General features: G+C 67.5%; 17 protein-coding genes. 13 read left to right on the top strand and 4 right to left on the bottom strand.

Going from position 1 to position 17,811, the window contains the following annotated elements:
• Window positions 1-38: 38 nt before the first annotated feature.
• From surE to RMO51_RS15405, 9 genes are all read left to right on the top strand, one after another.
• Complete coding sequence (surE, locus tag RMO51_RS15445; RefSeq protein WP_310396073.1) at window positions 39-890, top strand: 5'/3'-nucleotidase SurE; 852 nt, start codon at window positions 39-41, stop codon at window positions 888-890.
• Between the two features lie 308 nt (window positions 891-1,198).
• Entirely contained in the window at window positions 1,199-1,777 is a 579-nt protein-coding gene (locus RMO51_RS15440) for a phosphoglycerate mutase family protein (protein WP_310396070.1), read from the top strand.
• A gap of 62 nt (window positions 1,778-1,839) precedes the next feature.
• The gene (locus tag RMO51_RS15435; RefSeq protein ID WP_310396068.1) at window positions 1,840-3,297 is read left to right on the top strand and encodes a M20/M25/M40 family metallo-hydrolase; all 1,458 of its coding nucleotides are present in this window, start codon (window positions 1,840-1,842) and stop codon (window positions 3,295-3,297) included.
• A gap of 181 nt (window positions 3,298-3,478) precedes the next feature.
• The gene (locus RMO51_RS15430) at window positions 3,479-5,314 is read left to right on the top strand and encodes a S8 family serine peptidase (RefSeq protein WP_310396065.1); all 1,836 of its coding nucleotides are present in this window, start codon (window positions 3,479-3,481) and stop codon (window positions 5,312-5,314) included.
• The gene (locus tag RMO51_RS15425; protein WP_310396063.1) at window positions 5,311-6,081 is read left to right on the top strand and encodes a hypothetical protein; all 771 of its coding nucleotides are present in this window, start codon (window positions 5,311-5,313) and stop codon (window positions 6,079-6,081) included. Before RMO51_RS15430 ends, RMO51_RS15425 begins: the two co-directional genes overlap by 4 nt.
• A gap of 182 nt (window positions 6,082-6,263) precedes the next feature.
• Window positions 6,264-6,878, top strand: coding sequence for a hypothetical protein (locus RMO51_RS15420; RefSeq protein WP_310396060.1), 615 nt, complete (start codon window positions 6,264-6,266; stop codon window positions 6,876-6,878).
• Between the two features lie 93 nt (window positions 6,879-6,971).
• Window positions 6,972-7,577: a DUF4920 domain-containing protein gene (locus tag RMO51_RS15415; protein WP_310396058.1), complete on the top strand. Its 606-nt coding sequence runs from the start codon at window positions 6,972-6,974 to the stop codon at window positions 7,575-7,577.
• A gap of 92 nt (window positions 7,578-7,669) precedes the next feature.
• Window positions 7,670-9,769, top strand: coding sequence for an NAD-dependent DNA ligase LigA (gene ligA / locus RMO51_RS15410; protein ID WP_310396057.1), 2,100 nt, complete (start codon window positions 7,670-7,672; stop codon window positions 9,767-9,769).
• 254 nt (window positions 9,770-10,023) lie between these two features.
• Window positions 10,024-10,869 (top strand): rhodanese-like domain-containing protein, encoded by an 846-nt coding sequence (locus tag RMO51_RS15405; RefSeq protein ID WP_310396056.1) that lies wholly within the window; start codon window positions 10,024-10,026, stop codon window positions 10,867-10,869.
• An 84-nt stretch (window positions 10,870-10,953) separates the two neighbouring features.
• Here RMO51_RS15405 and RMO51_RS15400 read toward each other — a convergent pair whose 3' ends face one another.
• Window positions 10,954-11,868, bottom strand: a complete 915-nt coding sequence (locus RMO51_RS15400; RefSeq protein WP_310396053.1) for a polysaccharide deacetylase family protein — start codon at window positions 11,866-11,868, stop codon at window positions 10,954-10,956.
• A gap of 132 nt (window positions 11,869-12,000) precedes the next feature.
• On the opposite strand from RMO51_RS15400, the gene dapA reads away from it, so the two are divergent.
• Entirely contained in the window at window positions 12,001-12,885 is an 885-nt protein-coding gene (gene dapA, locus RMO51_RS15395; protein WP_310396051.1) for a 4-hydroxy-tetrahydrodipicolinate synthase, read from the top strand.
• Between the two features lie 136 nt (window positions 12,886-13,021).
• Here dapA and RMO51_RS15390 read toward each other — a convergent pair whose 3' ends face one another.
• Both RMO51_RS15390 and RMO51_RS15385 read right to left on the bottom strand, forming a co-directional pair.
• Window positions 13,022-13,768, bottom strand: coding sequence for a (Fe-S)-binding protein (locus RMO51_RS15390; protein WP_310396050.1), 747 nt, complete (start codon window positions 13,766-13,768; stop codon window positions 13,022-13,024).
• Window positions 13,769-13,779: 11 nt separating this feature from the next.
• A complete protein-coding gene (locus RMO51_RS15385) occupies window positions 13,780-14,631 on the bottom strand; it encodes a hydroxymethylglutaryl-CoA lyase (protein ID WP_310396048.1) in 852 nt (283 codons plus the stop codon).
• Window positions 14,632-14,818: 187 nt separating this feature from the next.
• Between RMO51_RS15385 and RMO51_RS15380 the strand changes: the two genes are divergently transcribed.
• Window positions 14,819-16,138 (top strand): M23 family metallopeptidase, encoded by a 1,320-nt coding sequence (locus tag RMO51_RS15380; RefSeq protein WP_310396046.1) that lies wholly within the window; start codon window positions 14,819-14,821, stop codon window positions 16,136-16,138.
• 36 nt (window positions 16,139-16,174) lie between these two features.
• Here the strand turns inward: RMO51_RS15380 and RMO51_RS15375 are convergent, their stop codons facing one another.
• Window positions 16,175-16,993 carry a hypothetical protein gene (locus RMO51_RS15375; RefSeq protein ID WP_310396044.1) on the bottom strand — a complete coding sequence of 273 codons (819 nt, stop codon included), beginning with the start codon at window positions 16,991-16,993 and terminating at the stop codon, window positions 16,175-16,177.
• Window positions 16,994-17,166: 173 nt separating this feature from the next.
• Between RMO51_RS15375 and RMO51_RS15370 the strand changes: the two genes are divergently transcribed.
• Entirely contained in the window at window positions 17,167-17,460 is a 294-nt protein-coding gene (locus RMO51_RS15370) for a hypothetical protein (RefSeq protein WP_310396043.1), read from the top strand.
• Complete coding sequence (locus RMO51_RS15365) at window positions 17,453-17,791, top strand: hypothetical protein (protein ID WP_310396041.1); 339 nt, start codon at window positions 17,453-17,455, stop codon at window positions 17,789-17,791. The genes RMO51_RS15370 and RMO51_RS15365 overlap by 8 nt, the downstream gene beginning before the upstream one ends.
• The last annotated feature ends 20 nt before the right edge of the window (window positions 17,792-17,811 follow it).

Genomic DNA, 17,811 nt, shown 5'->3' with positions numbered 1-17,811 from the left:
CATTGTTAATTGCTCACTGTTAATTGTTAATTCAACTCATGCCCCGCCCGCTTATTCTCGTTTCCAACGACGACGGCATCACCGCCCCCGGCATCCGCTGCCTCGTCGAAATTGTGCGGCAGATGGGCGCCGAAGTCGTGGTTGTCGCGCCCGATTCGCCGCAGTCCGGCATGGGCCACGCCATCACCATCGGCCACGCCCTGCGCCTCACCAAAAACCCCGTGTTCGGGCCCGACGTGGAAGCCTACGAGTGCTCGGGCACCCCGGCCGACTGCGTAAAAATCGCCAAGCACTACGTGCTCAAGGACCGCACCCCCGACCTGGTGGTATCCGGCATCAACCACGGCTCCAACGCGTCGGTAAACGTGCTGTACTCGGGCACCATGTCGGCCGCCATCGAAGCCGCCATTGAGGGCCTGCCCGCCGTGGGCTTTTCGCTCTGCGAGTACGGCCCGCAGGCCGATTTCTCGCACGTGGCCGAGTGGGTGACCCAGGTGTGCCGCCACGCCCTGGAAGATGGCGTGCCCGCCGGCACGGCCCTCAACGTCAACATTCCCAAGAATTCGGCCGTGCCCATTGCCGGCCTGCGCCTGGCCCGTCAGGCCCGCGCCAAGTGGCAGGAAGAATTCGACCGCCGCCTCGACCCCTACCAGCGGCCCTACTATTGGCTCATTGGCTCGTTCGTCAACCTCGACCCGGGCACCGACACCGACGAGTGGGCCCTGGCCCACAACTACGTGTCGGTGGTGCCCTGCCAATTCGACCTCACCGCCGCCCACGGCCTGGCCCAGCTCAGCACCCGGTGGCAACTGCCCCTGGATGAGCCCGCCGTGGAGACGCCGCTCCAGCCGGTGCCCTCCGGCGACTACGGCCCCGCCACCCAGAGCTAGGAAGTGGCCGGAGTTATTCTTTCAGCAGCGGTTTGCGTTAATTCTCAGGCCCCCAGCACGGGGCAGGGACGCCTCTCGGCGTCTCGCCGTTGAGCGATTTTGGCCCACTGGGCAACGCAGGGAGGCGTCGCCACCACGTTTTGGCTAACTTCAACATCATCTGCTTGGATACCACGCCGACGTAAAAATGCCGCCCTCGGCGCTGGGTAGCGCGCGTGAGTACGATGCTCCGTACGCAGCTTGTATCTGTCGATTGTGCCGTAATTTGCCCGGGTAATAAAGCCCTTGATTCCCCCATTCCCATTGCTATGGCCGCACGTTTTTTTCTCCGGTTTTCGTTGCTGGCGGGCCTGGTCGCGCTCGGCTTCCCTGCCATTGCCCAGGCCCAGGCACCGGCCAAACCCGAGGTGACGACGATTTACCTCGTGCGCCACGCCGAAAAAGACTCAGTCTTCAGTTCCGACCCCGCGCTTTCGGCGGTGGGGCAGGTGCGGGCGCAGGCCCTCAGCCAGCTGCTGGCCCGCCGCCGCCCGGTGGCCCTGTTTACCACCGACACCAAGCGCACCCGCGCCACCCTGGCCCCGCTGGCCGCGGCCACCAAGCTGGAGCCGCAGGTGTACGACCCGAAGGAAACCACCGCGCTGGCGGTGCGCCTGCGCCAGGAATACATCGGCAAAACCGTGGTCGTCGTGGGCCACTCCAACACGCTGCTGCCCCTCATCGAGTCGCTGGGTGGCACGCGGCCCGTCGAAGAAATCGGCGAAAATGAGTACGACTACCTGTTCACCGTGCGCATCTCCGACGGGGTGCTGCCGGTGGTGGGTGTGCGCGGCTACGGCCCCGAGCGGCGGGTAGACGCCTCGGCCAAAACGGCGCTGCCCCGCTAGCCGGGCCCGGCCGCGTACTTTAGCCGCCCCGCCCCGCCGTTCGGGGCTTCCAAGTTTCGTTTATGACAAACCCACTTTTTGCCGCTTGGGGCCGCCGTGCCGCGCTGGCTGCCGCCGCCGTGTTGGCGGGCTTGGCGCCGGCCCAGGCCCAGCGCGCGAAGCCCGCTACAACCGCTCCGGCCGACAACGCCACCGGCGCCGCCGACCGCGCCGACTCACTCGCGCTGCGCAAAATCTTCGACGAAGGCCTGCTGCGCGGGGAGAGCTACGAAAACCTGCGCTACCTCACCGGTACCATTGGCGCGCGGCTTTCCGGCTCGCCCCAGGCCCAGCAGGCCGTGGAGTGGGGCAAAGCCACCATGGAAAAAGCCGGGTTCGACCGCGTGTATCTGCAGGAGGTGATGGTGCCGCACTGGGTGCGCGGGGCCAAGGAGCGCGGTGAAATCGTGGGCAACAAGGGCAAGGAAATCAAGGTGGCCGTGTGCGCCCTGGGCGGCTCGGTGGGCACCGGCGGCAAGCTCAAGGCCGGCGTGGTGGAGGTCAAGAGCTTCGAGCAGCTGCGCCAGCTGCCCGAGGCCGCCGTTAAGGGCAAGTTCGTGTTTTTCAACCGGCCTTTCGAGGACAACCTCATCGAGCCCGGCGTCGCCTACGGCCGCGCCGGCGACCAGCGCCGGGCCGGCCCCATGGAAGCCGCCAAGCGCGGCGCCGTGGGGGCGTTGGTGCGCTCGCTCACCAGCGCCCGCGACGACAACCCCCACACCGGCAGCACGAACTACAACCCGGCCGGTCCCAAAATCCCGGCGGCGGCGCTGAGCACCAACGCCGCCGACCAGCTCAGCCAACTGCTCCGGGCCAACGCCGACCTGCAGTTTGAGCTGGAAATGGCGTGCGCCACTCTGCCCGACGAGAAAAGCTACAACGTGGTGGGCGAAATCAAAGGCAGCAAGTTTCCGCTGGAAATCATCACTGTCGGCGGCCACCTCGACTCCTGGGACCTGGCCCAGGGCGCCCACGACGACGGCACCGGCGTGGTGCAGAGCATGGAGGCCCTGCGCCTGTTGCGCGCCGCCGGCTTCCGGCCCGAGCGCACGGTGCGCGCCGTGCTGTTTATGAACGAGGAAAACGGCAACCGCGGCGGCCTGGAATACGCCCGTCTGGCCGCGCAGAACAAGGAAAACCACGTTGCCGCCATCGAGTCGGACGGCGGCGGCTTCACGCCCCGCGGCTTCAACGTGGAAGCCGAGCCCGCCGTGATGGCCAAGCTGGCGAAGTGGGGCCCGCTGCTGAGCCCCTACCACGCCGCCGGCCTCGCCGTGGGCCACGGCGGCACCGACATCGAGCCCCTGAAAGCCGCCGTGAACCCCAAGGCCCTCATTGGCTACGACTGCGACTCGCAGCGCTACTTCGACATCCACCACACCGCCGCCGACACGTTCGACAAGGTGAACCGCCGCGAGCTGGAGCTGGGCGGCGCCAGCATGGCGTCGCTGATTTACCTGCTGAGCAAATACGGGCTGTAAGCCGCGTTGCGGGCTGCTTTGAATCAAGCCTCACGCGTTTCGAAGCAGCCAATGCGCGGCGGCAACAGCGCTTTTTAGCTGATGCACGCGGCGAACGGGCGGCTTTCGGGGAGCCCGTGGGAGGGATGCCTTAGCGGGTATTAGTGGACGTGGTTTTAGCGTAACCGAGCAGATAAATTCGATGTTGAATAGGTGTTGGCTGTGTTTTGTGTGGGGGCTGACGGTCCTGCCGTGGCAGGTGCCCAGGGCGGCGGCGCAAGACGGCGCTGCCCCCACGGCTCGCTACTGGGTGACGTTGCGCGACAAGGACGGGGTCGAGTTTGACCCGGCGCACTATTTCACCCCCGCGGCCCGGGCCCGGCGGGTTCGTCAGCACTTGCCCGCTTACGAAGCCACCGACCTGCCCGTGCGGGCCGACTACCTGGCGCGGGTGCGGGCGACGGTGGACACGGTCGCACTGGTGAGCCGGTGGTTCAACGCGGTGGCGTGCCGGGCCACGGCCGCGCAAGCAGCGGCCCTGCGGCGACTGCCCGGCGTACGAAGCGTGGCGGCATGGCCGTGGCGCCACGCCTCGGTTGCTGGCCGCCGGCCCGAGACCTCACCGCATCGTTATGCTGCTTCAGCACCCCCCAGGTATTCGGTTTCGGCCAACGACTACCTGCTGGCCCGCCGCCAAACCGCCCACCTCGACGGCCCCGCGCTGCGCGCCGCCGGCCTCGATGGCCGCGGCCTGCGCATTGCCGTGTTCGACGTGGGCTTCCGCGGGCTGCCCGCGCACCCCGCGTTTGAGGAATTGATGGCGAGCAAGCGGGTGGTGGCCACCCGGGACTTTATGCGCAACCGCGACGACGTGTACGTGGGCGGCAGCCACGGCACCGAAGTAATGGGGTGCCTGGCCGGGCGCTTGCCCGCCGCAACGGGCGGCCCGGGTCCCGCGCTGGGCCTGGCGCCGGCCGCCGAATACCTGCTGGCCCGCACCGAACAATTGCACCGGGAAAGCTACGCCGAGGAAGAAGCCTGGCTGGCGGCCGTGGAGTGGGCCGACCGCCAAGGGGCCGACATCATCAATTCCTCGCTGGCCTACACCCAGCAGCGGTACTTTCCCGAGCAGATGGACGGCCGCCACAGCCTCATTGCCCGGGCCGCCAACCTGGCCGCCCGCAAAGGCATCCTGGTGGTGAGCGCCGCCGGCAACGACGGCGACGACGACTGGGTGCGCATCGGCACGCCGGCCGATGCCGACTCGGTGCTGGCCATTGGCGGGCTCGACCCCGAAACCGGCCTGCACGTCGATTTTAGCTCCTTTGGCCCCACGGCCGACCGGCGGCCCAAGCCCAACCTGGCGGCCTTTGGCGTGGTGCTCACCACCACGCCCAACGGCTACGAGCGGCTGGAGGGCACCTCGTTCTCGGCGCCGCTGGTGGCGGGGCTGGCGGCGTGCCTGTGGCAAAAAAACCGCCAGCTCACGGCCATGCAGCTGTTTCAGGGGTTGGAGCACTCGGCCGAGCTGTACCCGTACTTCGACTACGCGCACGGCTACGGGCGGCCGCGCTACCAGCAGTTTGCCGCCGCTCCCGCCGCGGGCCTGCCCGCCCCGCCGGCGCTGGTTCCAACGTTTGATTTTACGCCCCACGACAGCCTGGTGGCCGTGATTATTCGCCCCGAAGCGGCGCGGCGGCCCGCCGAAATGCTGCCGCTGGTGGTGGACTACCGCGACGCGGGCGTGCAGAGCACCGCGGAGGCGGCCGACGGCAAAGCCCCGGCTGACGAGCCGGTGCCGCCCGTGGGCCGCGAGCAGCCCGCCCCGCCGGGCAGCCCGCCGCTGGACCTGCTGCCTGAGCCCAATTACCCCGCCTACCTCTACTGGAACCTGGCCGACCGCCGCGGGGTGCTGCGCCGCTACGAAGCCCGGGCCGTCACCCAGCGCCTGGTGGTGCAGGTGCCGCGGCGCCTGCTGCGCGAAGGTGGGGTGCTCCGGGTGCACTTCAGAGGCTACACCGCCACGTACTCGGAATGACGCGCGGCGCCCCTGACTCGACGATGCCCGGCCATCGTTTGACGGCCTGGATTAAACGGGCGGCGCGGTTGGCGGCCGCAGTGGTGGCCCTGACCGCAACGGGCACCGCCGCGCGGGCGCAGCAGGTGCTGGTGCAGGCCAACGTGGCCGACGACACGGTAAAAACCACGTTCGGGCCCAACCGCCGCTACTTTGGGCATTTGCATTTCGGCTTTGGCCTGGTGGCGGGCCCGGCCGGCCGGGGAGCGGCACTACGGTCCGGGGTGAGCTCGGCGGAGTTGCGCGGCGGCGGCCGGCTCAAGGTGCGCCTCAGCCAGGCCCTGGCTTGCAACCTGGATTTGAGTTATGCGTTCCTGCGCTACGATTTGGCTCAAAACGGCCAGAAAACCGTGCCTTCGTCGGCCCTCCACCGCCGCGAAAGCCTGGGCCTGCACCAGGTGTGCTCCGAAGCCAGCTTCCGCCTGAACGCCGGCCGCCGGGGCAACGCCGTGGGGCGCTACCTGGACCTGCTGGCCGGGGGCGGCTGGGTGGCGGCCACCCGCCACACCACCGAGGACGACCCCGCCCCCGGCATCGGCTCCGTCGGAACCACCGAGCGCGGCCTGCCCTACCTGCGGCGCTGGACCGGCGGGGTGGGCGCCCGCCTCGGCATCGACCGGTACGCCCTCACCGCCCGCTACCGCCTTTCGTCGGCGTTCGGGCCGGGCTACGCCGCCTGGCCCGAGCTGCCCCGCGTGGTGGTGGGCGTGGAAGTCGGGTTGTTCTAGCCGCGGGCCGGGCGCCAAGCGAACCCATTGTTGAGATTTCGCCGTAAAAATCCTTCGTCGGGCCGCGCCTTTATTGCTGGTCAAATATTTGCTAGGCCGCGACCGGGCACCAAGCTGCGCCCCTGATTTCCCACCATTTATTCGTTCGTCCTCCGGTCGGCTCCGGTGCCGGGCTTTGTTTTATGACCATTTCTCCGCTTCGCTTTTCTGGCCTGGCCCTCTTGGCTGGCCTCACCCTTCAACTGGCCTCCTGCGTGAGCACCGAGCGCGAGGCCAGCAGCACCAGCCGGGACCCCCGCGCCACCTATACGCCCCCCATCGGCGAGCGCGGCCGCGTTGGCAACAAGACGGTGTTGAACACGGTGAGCACCTCCCACATTTTCTCTGACCCCGAAATCAAGGACAATTTTGTGCTGCAACTGCGCGGGCCCCGCATCCTCACGGCGCAGGCGCACCTCATCGTTTTGAACAATGCCGGCGACACGCTGCGCCACGAGGTGCTGCCCGCCCGCGCCCTGCTCAGCGAAAAAGCCTTGCTCGACCCGCAGGCGTCCAGCGTGCGCGACCAGGAGATTGCCATCCTGCAGGGCATGAACAGTTTCTTTGCCGACGCGCGGTTCACCCAGCCGGCCGTGGGCCCCAATGCCGACCAGCCCGCCGAGCTGGACCCCCAAACGTGGTCGGCTCTGCGCGCGGACCCCGGCGCCTTCGGGTTTGACTACACCGGCGCCGGCGGGGCCGAGCGCCGGATGGCCTTTGCCCGCAAGCTGGGCAAGGCCGTTATCATTAGCCAGTAGCCAGCGGGGCGGAAAGACACGTAAGCAGGAGACGGCGCGGACGGTCCTGCCGGCTTGTCCTAAATTTGCGCGTCCGATTAAACCTCCTGAGCCATGAAATACTTCCTTTCCTTCGTTGGCGTGCTGGTCGCCATCCTGCTATACATCCGCTTCGTGCCCTCGGCGCCCATCAACCCCGTGCTGCCGGTGCCGCAAGGCCAGGAGGAAGTGAACGGCCACAACTCGGAAGTGCCCAAGGGCGCGAGCGAAGCCGCCGAGCGCGAAGAAGAGGCGGAGGGCCCCAGCACCCGCGTGGCCCCCGCCGCCCCCGGCCAGACCTACGGGGCGGTAGTTACCCCCGCCGGCGCCGTGCCCATGAGCGCCCTCAACGTCGCGCTGGGCACCCGCGACTCGGCCCGGGTGAAGCTAACCGGCAAGGCCACGGCCGTGTGCCAGGCCAAAGGCTGCTGGATGACCCTGCCCACCGCCGACGGCAAAGAAATGCGCGTCCGCTTCCGGGACTACGCGTTTTTTGTGCCCAAAGACCTCAGCGGCCACACCGTGGTGGTGAGCGGCTGGGCCCACCGCAGCACGGTGCCCAAGGAAGAGCTGCGGCACTACGCCCAGGACGCCGGCAAGCCGGACCGGGAAATTGCCGCCATCACGCAGGACGAGCAGCAGCTCACTTTTCTGGCCGACGGCGTGCTGGTGCAGGACTGAGGCCCGAGGTTTTTCACAAGCGTAATGAACGTCATGTTGCGGGGAGCGCGGCAGGGCGTTCTTTTGTTTAATCACCGCACCCGCTTTCCCCCATGACCGCCGATTCTTCCGCCGCCCACTCCCGCCTCGTGGCCCTCACCGAGCGGCTGCACCACCTCAACCACCAGTACTACCAGCTCGATGTTTCGGAGGTGCCAGACCAGGAGTTTGACCAGTTGCTGGCCGAGCTGCAGCGGCTCGAAACCGCCTACCCGGACCTGGCCCTGCCCAACTCGCCGACCCGCCGCGTGGGCGGCACCATCACCAAGCAGTTTCCGACGGCCGCCCACCGCTACCCCATGCTCAGCCTGGGCAATACCTACTCGGAGGACGACCTCCGCGAATTTGATGAGCGGGTGCAACGCGGCCTGGAGGGCGCCCCCTACGCCTACGTGTGCGAGCTGAAGATTGACGGCGTGGCCATGAGCCTGCGCTACGAGCACGGCGAGCTGACCCAGGGCGTGACCCGCGGCGACGGCACCCGCGGCGACGTGGTGACGGCCAACGTGCGCACCATTCGCAGCCTGCCGCTGGCCCTGCGCCCCGGCCCCGACCAGCCCCAGGATTTCGAGGTGCGCGGCGAAGTGTTTCTGCCGCTGCCGGTGTTTGCGGAGCTAAACGCCGAGCGCGAGCTAAACGGCGAAGCCCTGCTGGCCAACCCGCGCAACGCCGCCAGCGGCACCCTCAAGCTGCAAAATTCCGCCCAGGTGGCGGCCCGCAAGCTGCGCTTCTTTGCCTACTCGCTGCTCACGCCCGGCCGGCACTTCGCCAGCCACAGCGCCGCCCTGGATGCCCTGAGCCGGTACGGCTTGCCGGTGTCGGACACCTGGCGGCGCTGCGCGAACCTAGCCGAGGTCCTGGATTTTGTGCACGAGTGGAACAAAAAGCGCTTCGAGCTGCCCGTGGCCACGGATGGTATCGTTATCAAAGTTGATGATTTGCGGCAGCAAGACCAGCTGGGCTACACCGCCAAGAGCCCGCGCTGGGCCATTGCCTACAAATACCCGGCGGAGGCCGCCCGCACCCGCCTCAACCAGGTCATCTACAACGTGGGCCGCACCGGGGCCGTGACGCCGGTGGCCCTGCTCACGCCCGTGCCGCTGGCCGGCACCGTGGTGAAGCGCGCCACGCTGCACAACGCCAACCAGATTGAAGCCCTGGACCTGCGCCTCGGCGACCTCGTATACGTGGAGAAAGGCGGCGAAATCATTCCCAAAATTACCGGCGTGGACCTCGCGGCGCGCCCCGCCGAGGCCGTGCCCATTCAGTATCCCACCGCCTGCCCGGCCTGCGCCACCCCGCTGGTGCGCCCCGAGGGCGAAGCCCATTTCCGCTGCCCCAACGAGCGTGGCTGCCCGCCCCAGCTCCGGGCCCGCCTGGAGCACTACGTGAGCCGCAAAGCGCTGAACATCGACGGCCTGGGCGCCGAAACCGTGGGCCGGTTCTTCGAGCTGGGCCTCGTGGCCACGCCCGCCGACATCTACGACCTGCCCGCCCGCCGCCCCGAGCTGGTGACGCTGGAGCGCCTCGGCGAGAAAAGTATTGATAACTTAATAGCGGGCATCGAGGCCAGCAAGCAGGTGCCTTTTCCGCGGGTGCTCTTCGGCCTGGGCATCCGCTACGTGGGCGAAACCGTGGCCCAGAAGCTGGCCGCCCACTACCGCACCGCGGAGGCGCTAATGGCCGCGTCGGCCGAAGACATGGCGGCCGTGCCCGAAGTGGGCGGCGTGATTGCTGTGGCCGCCGCGCACTGGCTGCAACAGCCCGAAAACCGCGACTTACTGGCGCGCCTGCGCCAGGCGGGCGTGCAGCTGGCCGTGACCGGCGCTGCCCCGGTGCCGGCGTCCGACCGGTTGGTGGGCCTCACTTTCGTGCTCTCCGGCGTGTTTGAGCAGCACAGCCGCGACGAGCTGCAGCAGCTCATTGTTTCCAACGGCGGCAAAATCACGGGCTCCATCAGCAAAAAACTGAGTTACCTGGTGGCCGGCGACAACATGGGCCCCGCTAAGCGCGAGAAAGCCCTGGGCTTCAAAGTGCCCATCATCTCGGAAACCGACCTGCTGGCCCTGCTGCCAGCGCCCGGCGAAGGCCCCGCCGCGGAAGCGCCGGCCGCCGCCGCGGCGGAGCCGGGCGAGCAAGGCTTGCTGTTTTGACCAGTATTCAACACATTGCCCAAAGCCGCCGGGAAAAGGGGAGGCGCGCGGCGGTGCCTCGTTCGAATGCCAACTCAAACCGCTTGTTAGAGCAGCGTCGTAGGTTTCTGGGCGGTAGCCCAAGGGTGGGGGCAGGATAGGAATATTATTATTTTTCCTGAAAAAAGCAGTAAAAAGTTCGGCCGCATTTTTGTCTACCGACTGAAATCCCGACATTTGGCTTCCAATCCTTACCGATGCGAGCATTCCTTCTTTTGTTGCTGGTTCTATGGCAAGCCGCGGCTCCGCGGTCGGCCCGGGCCCAGTGCCTGGCGCTGGCCGACCTGCTGGCCATCGGGGCCGAGCCCACGGCCCTGACGGCGCCCCAGGCCGTGGCCCGGTACCTGCCCAGCCCGTGGGTGCAGACCGGCCCCACGGCCGCCTCGCGCGAGGTGTTTTGGGCCCTGCCCCCGGACGGGGGCACCCCGCTGGCCGCGGCCCGGCTGCAAGTGCGGGCGCAGCGCCCCGGCCAGGACGTGGTGCTTAAAACTACCCAGGGCAACTGCGTGCGGGAGCTCCGCGGCGAGCTGAAAAGCCGCAAGCTTACGGCCCAGCCCGTGACCTGCCCCAACTGCGAGGCCGTCAAGTACCAGGCCCCCGACTTTGAGGCCACCATTTACAGCCAGATGAAGGGCGACTACCCGTTCGTGGTGGTGGTGCACCAGGTGCTGGCGGCGGTTGCCCCGGCGCCGGCCACCCAGGGCTCCGGCGCCCTGGGGGCGGGGACGCAGGGTGCCGACGCGCAGGTATCGGCGCCGGTGCGCCCCGTGGACGTTGCCGCGGCGACCCAGTTGCTCGCCGACCCCAAAACCCTGGTGCTCGACGTGCGCACGCCCGAGGAGTACGCCGCCGGCCACCTGCAAAGGGCCCAGAACCTGAATTTTCGCTCCTCTGATTTTGGCCAGCAGGTAAGCAAGCTCAACCCGCAGGGCCACTACGTGCTGTATTGCGCGTCCGGCAACCGCAGCGGTCAGGCCGCGGCCCTGATGCAGCGCCAGGGCATTGCCGATGTGGTGAATGCCGGGGGATATACGGCGCTAAAAGCCGCTGGCGCAAAATGAGCACGTTGATTGGCCGACCCCAAAAAGCCCCCGCTCTACCAGTGGGGGCTTTTTGGGGTCGGCCATTTCAATAATTCCGGCCGGCTAAAACGACTGCACGATGCTGTTGTGCAGGGTGCGGGGCGACCAATAGCCGCTGGCAATGATGCGCCGAATGGTGAACAGTGGGTCGTTTTGGTCGCGCTTCTCGGCCAGTGAGAAAGCGGCCACGAAGCCGCGCTGCTTCAGCTCCGGGAAAGCCGGCGGGTTCCAGAGGCCAAAGGGGTACGCGAAGTAGATGATTTTCTTGCCGGTGATGTCCTCCAGCGTTTTGGTGGGCTTCTCGATTTGCGTCACCCAATCCTGGCCCTGGTACTTCTTCACGTTGTGGTGGTCCCAGGTGTGCGAGCCGATGGTGTTGCCTTCGTCGGAAAGCTGTTTCACCATGGCCTTGGTCATGTAGCGGGGGCGGCCCAGGCTCACGGTCATCACAAAATACATGGCCTTGAAGCCGTACTGGTCCAGCGTGGGCCGGGCCACGGTGAACTGGTCGAGGTCGGTGTCGTCGAAGGTGAGCAGGATGGGCTTGCTGGGCAGTTGGGCCCCGGTGGTCATGTAGGCGTAGAGCTGGTCGGGCGACACGGTGTGGTAGCCGGAATCGGCCAGCATCTTGATTTGCGCCTTGAACTGGGCCACGGGCACAATGTAGTCCTTGGCGCCTTTCGAGTCGCGCCCGGTCCAGTCCCGAATCTGGTGGTAGCAAAGAATGGGCACCTGCGGCCGGGCCAGGATGCCGGCCGCATCAGCAACTTTGCTGGCCGGGATGGCGCCGGGGCTGGGGGCGGGCACGGCGTTGGCCTCGTCGGCGGCGGTGGCGGCAGTGCCGGAAGTGGCGTCCGGTCCGGCGATGGCTTCTACCGTGGCGGAGCTGATGGAGGTTTCGCCGGTGGTGGCGGTTTTGGTGTCGCAGGCGGCCACGGCAAGGGCCGCCAGCAGGAGGGAAGCAAAAGAAAATTTCATCGGGGGTGGGCCGCGTCGCACGCGTCCGCCGGCGAAGGCGGCTTAAAAAATGGGCGTGGCAGCCAGCGGCGGCGTGCCGGGCGCGTGCGACGCGCCCCTACCTTTGCGCAAAATTAACCCCAAACGCTCCGCATGAACAACTCTGGTTCCCGACCTCAAGCGTTTCACGGCACCGGCGTGGCCCTGGTCACCCCGTTTACCCCCGATTTGGCGGTGGACTACGCCGGGTGGCGGCGCCTGCTGGATTTCTGCATCGACGGCGGCGTGGAGTACCTGGTGGTGAACGGCACCACCGGCGAGTCGCCCACCACCACGGCCGACGAAAAAACCGAGCTGCTGCGCGTGGCCAAGGAGCACGTGGCCGGCCGCGTGCCGCTGGTGTTCGGCATCGGCAGCAACGACACGGCCGCCGCCGAGGAACTGCTGCGCACCACCGACCTGGCCGGCGTGGCCGCGGTGCTCTCGGCCAGCCCGGCCTACAACAAGCCCACCCAGGCCGGTCTGGTGGCCCACTACCACCGCCTGGCCGAGGCCAGCCCCGTGCCCATCATCCTCTACAACGTGCCGGGCCGCACGGCCTCCAACCTCACCGCCGAAACCACGCTGCGGCTGGCTCAGCATCCCAACATCATCGGCATCAAGGAAGCCAGCGGCCTGATGGAGCAGTGCTTAAACATTGCGGCCCGCAAGCCCAAGGATTTTCTGCTGCTCTCGGGCGAGGACATGCTCACGCCCGCCCTGGTGGCGTGCGGGGGCGAGGGCATCATCTCGGTGATGGCCAATGCCTTCCCCAAACGCTTCGCCGACCTGACCCGGGCGGCCCTGGCGGGAGACTTTGTCGCCGCGCGCGAAGGCCTGTTCCGCCTGCTGCTCGTCAACCCGCTGATGTACGAGGAGAGCAACCCCGTAGGCGTAAAAGCTGCGTTGGAAGCGCTGGGCGTATGTGGTGCGTCTGTCCGGCTGCCCCTGCTCGAAGCCACCGAAGGGCTGAAAGACCGAATTCGGAAGGCGCTTTAGGTAGTGATTAGTGATGAATGGTTAGTGGTTAGTGAGCCCGGGGCTAGAAGGGCGCAAGCCCCGGTCAACATTTGAACAACGCTAATCACCAATCACTGACCGTTAATCACTAATCACTAATCACTAATCACTACCATCACCAGCCGCTGGCCAGCACGTCGGCCACGTGCAGGCACTTGAGCGGCAGCTTCTCCCGCTTGATGTACGACTCCAGGTGCATCAGGCAGCTCACGTCGGTGCTCACGATGAAGTCGGCGCCCGTATCGAGCGCGTACTCGACTTTCTGCTGGGCCATGGCCACCGAAATGGCTTCAAACTTCACGGCGAAGGTGCCCCCAAAGCCGCAGCAGGTGGTAGTTTCGGCCATTTCCACCCGCGTCAAGCCCGCCACGCCTTCGAGCAGCTGGCGCGGCGCGGCGCGGATGCCGCATTCGCGCAGGGCAGAACAGGAGTCGTGGTAAGTGTACGTGCCGGCCAGCCGGGCGCCCGGAATGGCGGCGATGCCCAGGACCTCCACCAGGAATTCGGTTAGCTCGTAAATGCGGCCCTGCACGGCCCGGCAGGCGCTTTGCTGGGCCGTGTCGGCAAATAAACCGGTGAAGCTGTTCCGCACCATGCCCACGCACGACGCCGAGGGACTGACGATGTAACGGGGCTCCGTGGTGGCCGCCGGCGGGGCAAAGTCCCGCAGGAATTTCTCGGCTACGGCGCGGCTTTGGTCCTGGTAGCCGGCGTTGTAGGCCGGCTGCCCGCAGCAGGTTTGGTCGGGGTTGTAGTTCGCGGCCACGCCAACCCGCGCCAGCACCTTCACCATGTTCGCGGCCGTGGCCGGGTAAAGCTGGTCGACAAAGCAAGGGATGAAAATATCGACGGAGGCAGGCATTGGGGTAAGGGTTAGTGAAAAGCAAAAACCGCCGCCGCCGCCTCGCGGGCGCGGGCAAAAGCCGCCAAATCAAGCCCGGAATCCTGGGCGTGTTCGGCCAGAAAGGTCAGCAGATTTTCCGTGGCCATGTTGCCGGTCAGCTCGTCGGCGGCCATGGGGCAGCCGCCAATGCCCCCGATGGCGCCATCGAACCGGCGGCACCCGGCCTGGTAAGCCGCCGTTACTTTCTCGCGCCAGGAGGTGGGCGTGGTGTGCAGGTGGGCCCCGAACTCAATGCTGGGAAAGGCCGGAATCAGGGCCGAGAACAGCGGCGCGATGGTGGCCGCCGTGGAAGCCCCGACAGTATCGGACAGCGCCACGATGCGAATGCCCCACGCCGCCAGTTGCCGGGTGAAGTCGGTGACGATGGCCGGGCTCCAGGCATCGCCGTAGGGGTTGCCGAAGCCCATCGACAGGTACGCCACCAGGGTCTTCCCGGTGCGCTCGCACAGCTCGTGCATCGCGGCCACGTCGGCCAGTGCCTCGGCGGTGGTTTGGTTGGTGTTGCGGCGCTGGAAAGTTTCCGACACCGAGAGGGGAAAGCCCAGGTAAGAAATTTCGGGGTGCCGGGCGGCGGTTTCGGCCCCGCGCCGGTTGGCAACAATGGCCAGCAGCTTTGTATTGGTGGCGCTCAGGTCCAGGCCCGCCAGCACTGCGGCGGTGTCGCGCAGCTGCGGAATGGCTTGGGGCGAAACGAAAGAGCCAAAATCGAGCGTGTCGAAGCCCACGCGCAGCAAGGCGTTGAGGTAGGCGGTTTTCGTGGCCGTGGGAATGAAATCGGGCAGGCCCTGCATGGCGTCGCGCGGGCATTCGATAAGCTTCATGGCAAGATGAGGACGGGAACGGAAACGCAAAGGTAGCAGCCCGGCCCAGGCGCGGTAAACCACGGCGCGCGGGCTCCGCCGCGGGCGAACTACCCGGCGGGGGGCGGTGTTGCGGGGCATGCTTTTCACGACGGTTTTTTGCCCGCAACGGCCGCTTCTCCGGCGGCTGCCGGGACTTTTATTGCTAGTGCCGCTGCTCGCCGCGTTGTGGGGGCTCAGCGGCTGCAGCAAGCAGCAAACGCTCCAGGCGTTGTTTCAAAAATCGACGCCGCACCAGGCCTACGCCCGCCAGTTGCAGCAGGCAGGGCTTGGCCGCCGGCCGGGCGGGCGCGCCTGGCTCGCGGCTGCCGACCAAGCCCTGCGCGATTCGCTGGTGGTTGCCCTGCCCTTTGCCGAAACGGGCTACTTCCGCCCCGAGCGGCCGGCCGCGGCCAGCTACCGCTACGCCGTGCGCGCCGGCGAGCAGGTGCACGTTAGCCTCGCACTGGCTTCGGGGGCCGGCGCCCGGGTATTCCTAGACGCTTTCGAAGTAGCGCCCGGCCGGGTGCCGGCCCCGTTGGCCAGCGCCGACACCCTGGTCCTGGATTTTCGCTACCAGGCGGAAGCCGATGGCCAGCACCTGCTGCGCCTGCAGCCCGAGCTGCTGGCCGCCGGCCGCTACACCCTGCGCGTCGGCCGCGAGCCGAGCCTGGGCGTGTTCCCGGTGCAAGGGCGGGCCGATGCCGCGGTGGGCAGCTTCTGGGGCGCCGCGCGCGACGCCGGCGCCCGCCAGCACGAGGGCATCGATATTTTTGCGCCCCGCGGCACCCCCGTCCTGGCCGCCGCCGCCGGCTACGTCACGCGCACCGGCGAAACCCCGCTCGGGGGCCGCGTGGTGTGGCTGGCCGCCGCCGAGCACGGCAACCACCTGTACTACGCGCACCTGGACAAACAGCTCGTGACGCCCGGCCAGCAGGTGCGCGCCGGCGACACGCTGGGCTTGGTTGGCAACACGGGCAACGCCCGCACCACGGTCCCCCACCTGCATTTTGGCATTTACCGCCGCAGTCAGGGCGCGCTCGACCCCTTCCCGTTCGTGCGCCGGGCGGCGGCAGAAACCTCGCCGCCGCCCACCCCCGAACGCCGGGGCGAATTTGTGCGCCTGCGCTCCGCTGCCGCGCTCGGCCCCACGCCGGTGGCCGAGAAAGACGCCCGCGCCCGGGCTGCCGCGCTGCTGCCCAAGCAGTTGCCGCTGCTAGTGGTGGGCCAGCACGGCGCTGCGCTCCGGGTGCAAACGCCGGACGGCCACGAAGGCTACGTGGCGGCCCGGGCGGTGGTGGGGGCCGCCGGGGCGCCGTTGCGCCGGCTGCGGCTGCCCGCCGCCGTTGAGCTGCTGACCCGGCCGGCCAGCGCGGCCCCGGCCGGCGCGGCGTTGGCGCCGCGCACGTCCGTGGTGGTTCTGGGGCAGGCCGATGATTACAGCTTGGTGCGTGGGCCGGGCGGCGAAATGGGTTGGGCTATTTTGTAATCCAGGGCCGGCAGGAGTCGCCGGCAGGGAGTTGAACTAGAATTTGGTCAGCACCCGCGTTTGCACCAGTTTGCCAGCCTTGTCAAAGTACTCGGCCTTGACGATGCCAACGGCGGGGTCGTAGTAGTCAACTTTTCGGCCACTGTTTTTCAGCACGAGGTCGGCGCGGGCGGCCGTGGCGAGCTCGCGCTGGCTTTCGACGGCGTAGCAAGTGAACGTGCCGGCGGGCACCGTAACGGCCGTGGGCCCGGCCAGCACCCGGCGCTGAAGCAGCGTGGTTTTCACCCTGCCAATGGCCACCGAGGGGCTGCTCACCAGCACTACGGCGCCGCCAGTGGGCAGGCGGGTGCCTACTTTGGGCTGGTTCGGCCAGGCCAGGGGCGTGCCCTCGTACGTCAGGCGGCGGTCACGAAAACCTTTGAGTCCGTCGTAGTTGATTTCGCCTAATCCGTCGGTGAAGGTGGTGTCGCGGCGGCAGAAATAAGTCAGGTCCTGTTGCTGCAAAACCCCGTTGGCAAGGTCGTAAAGGCCGCACTTGAGCCGAACCGATGTAACGACGACCGGCGGCTTTTTCTTCGCAACCACCGTGTCGGTGCTGACTTTGACCACCCGGTAGCGCCAGCTGCCCGTGGGCTTGCCCTTGGCGTCGAGCAACTGGTATTCCCGGTTCTGGCCTTCGCGCAGGCCGAGGGGGTGCGCGCAGTCGGCCGCGGGTTTCTCAAAGGCCAGCTGGGATACCGCCTCGGGCCGCGGAGGGCGCAGGGAGTCGGGGGCGGGCTGGGCCGAGGCAAGCCGCGCCAGCCCCAGCAAAAGAAAGGAAACGGCGAGGGGTACGCCGCGGGAGGTGAAATGCATGGAAATCAAACAAAAAAAGGCGGTGGTGGAGGGGAACAAGCCAAGGGCTTGGCCAAAGGCTCGGCCCCGGAACCGTTGCGTTAGCGGTTGCAAGGTCGTACTTTGCGGCCGTCCGGGGCGCGGGCGGGGTTGCCCGCGCCCCCGTCTCCTTGCCACCTTTCCTTCCAGTAACCATGCCTGATTCTTCCTCCTCCAACTGGGCCGACATGGCCGCCTCGCTGCTCGGCAAGCTTTCGGGCGGCGTGGAACTCAGCTGCGCCTTCGACCAGATAGAGCTGCAAGTGCCCAACCCCCAACACCCCGACGCGCCCGCGGCCACCTGGAAGCTGAACGGCTCGCTGCGCATCCGCACGCGGGGCGACCAGCCGGCCGCGGCCCCGCCCACGGTGCGGGTCGACCCGCCCGCGCCCAGCGGCCAGCCCCAGCCTACGTTCACGCACCCGGATTCCCCGACTCCCCTTGGCTAGTTCCCTCGAAATTGAGGCGCAGCTGGTCATCACCTGGAACGGCCATGCGTTGCAGCTGGCCGCGGCCGGCACCTACCTCATCCTGAACGTGCCCAGCCAGCAGGTGCTCGACCAGCTCACGGCCGGGCCGCCCAAGGTGGCCGGGGCCCCCAAAGCGCCCAAGGCCCCCGGGCCCGACCCGCTGCAGCAAATCAACGACCTGGCCCGCCAGTTGGGCTGGGTGCTCGACTTGCGCGTGGGGGGCAAAACTTACGTCACGTTCGGCGTGCAGCGCACCCCCAAAATCACCCTCAATGCGGTGCTGGGAAAAATCGGCTCCTTCTTCCGGTAAGCCTGGCCGGCCTACACAAT

The sequence above is a fragment of the Hymenobacter sp. genome, from assembly GCF_031398885.1.
GTDB lineage: Bacteria > Bacteroidota > Bacteroidia > Cytophagales > Hymenobacteraceae > Hymenobacter.
This window is presented reverse-complemented; position numbering and strand designations above follow the sequence as displayed.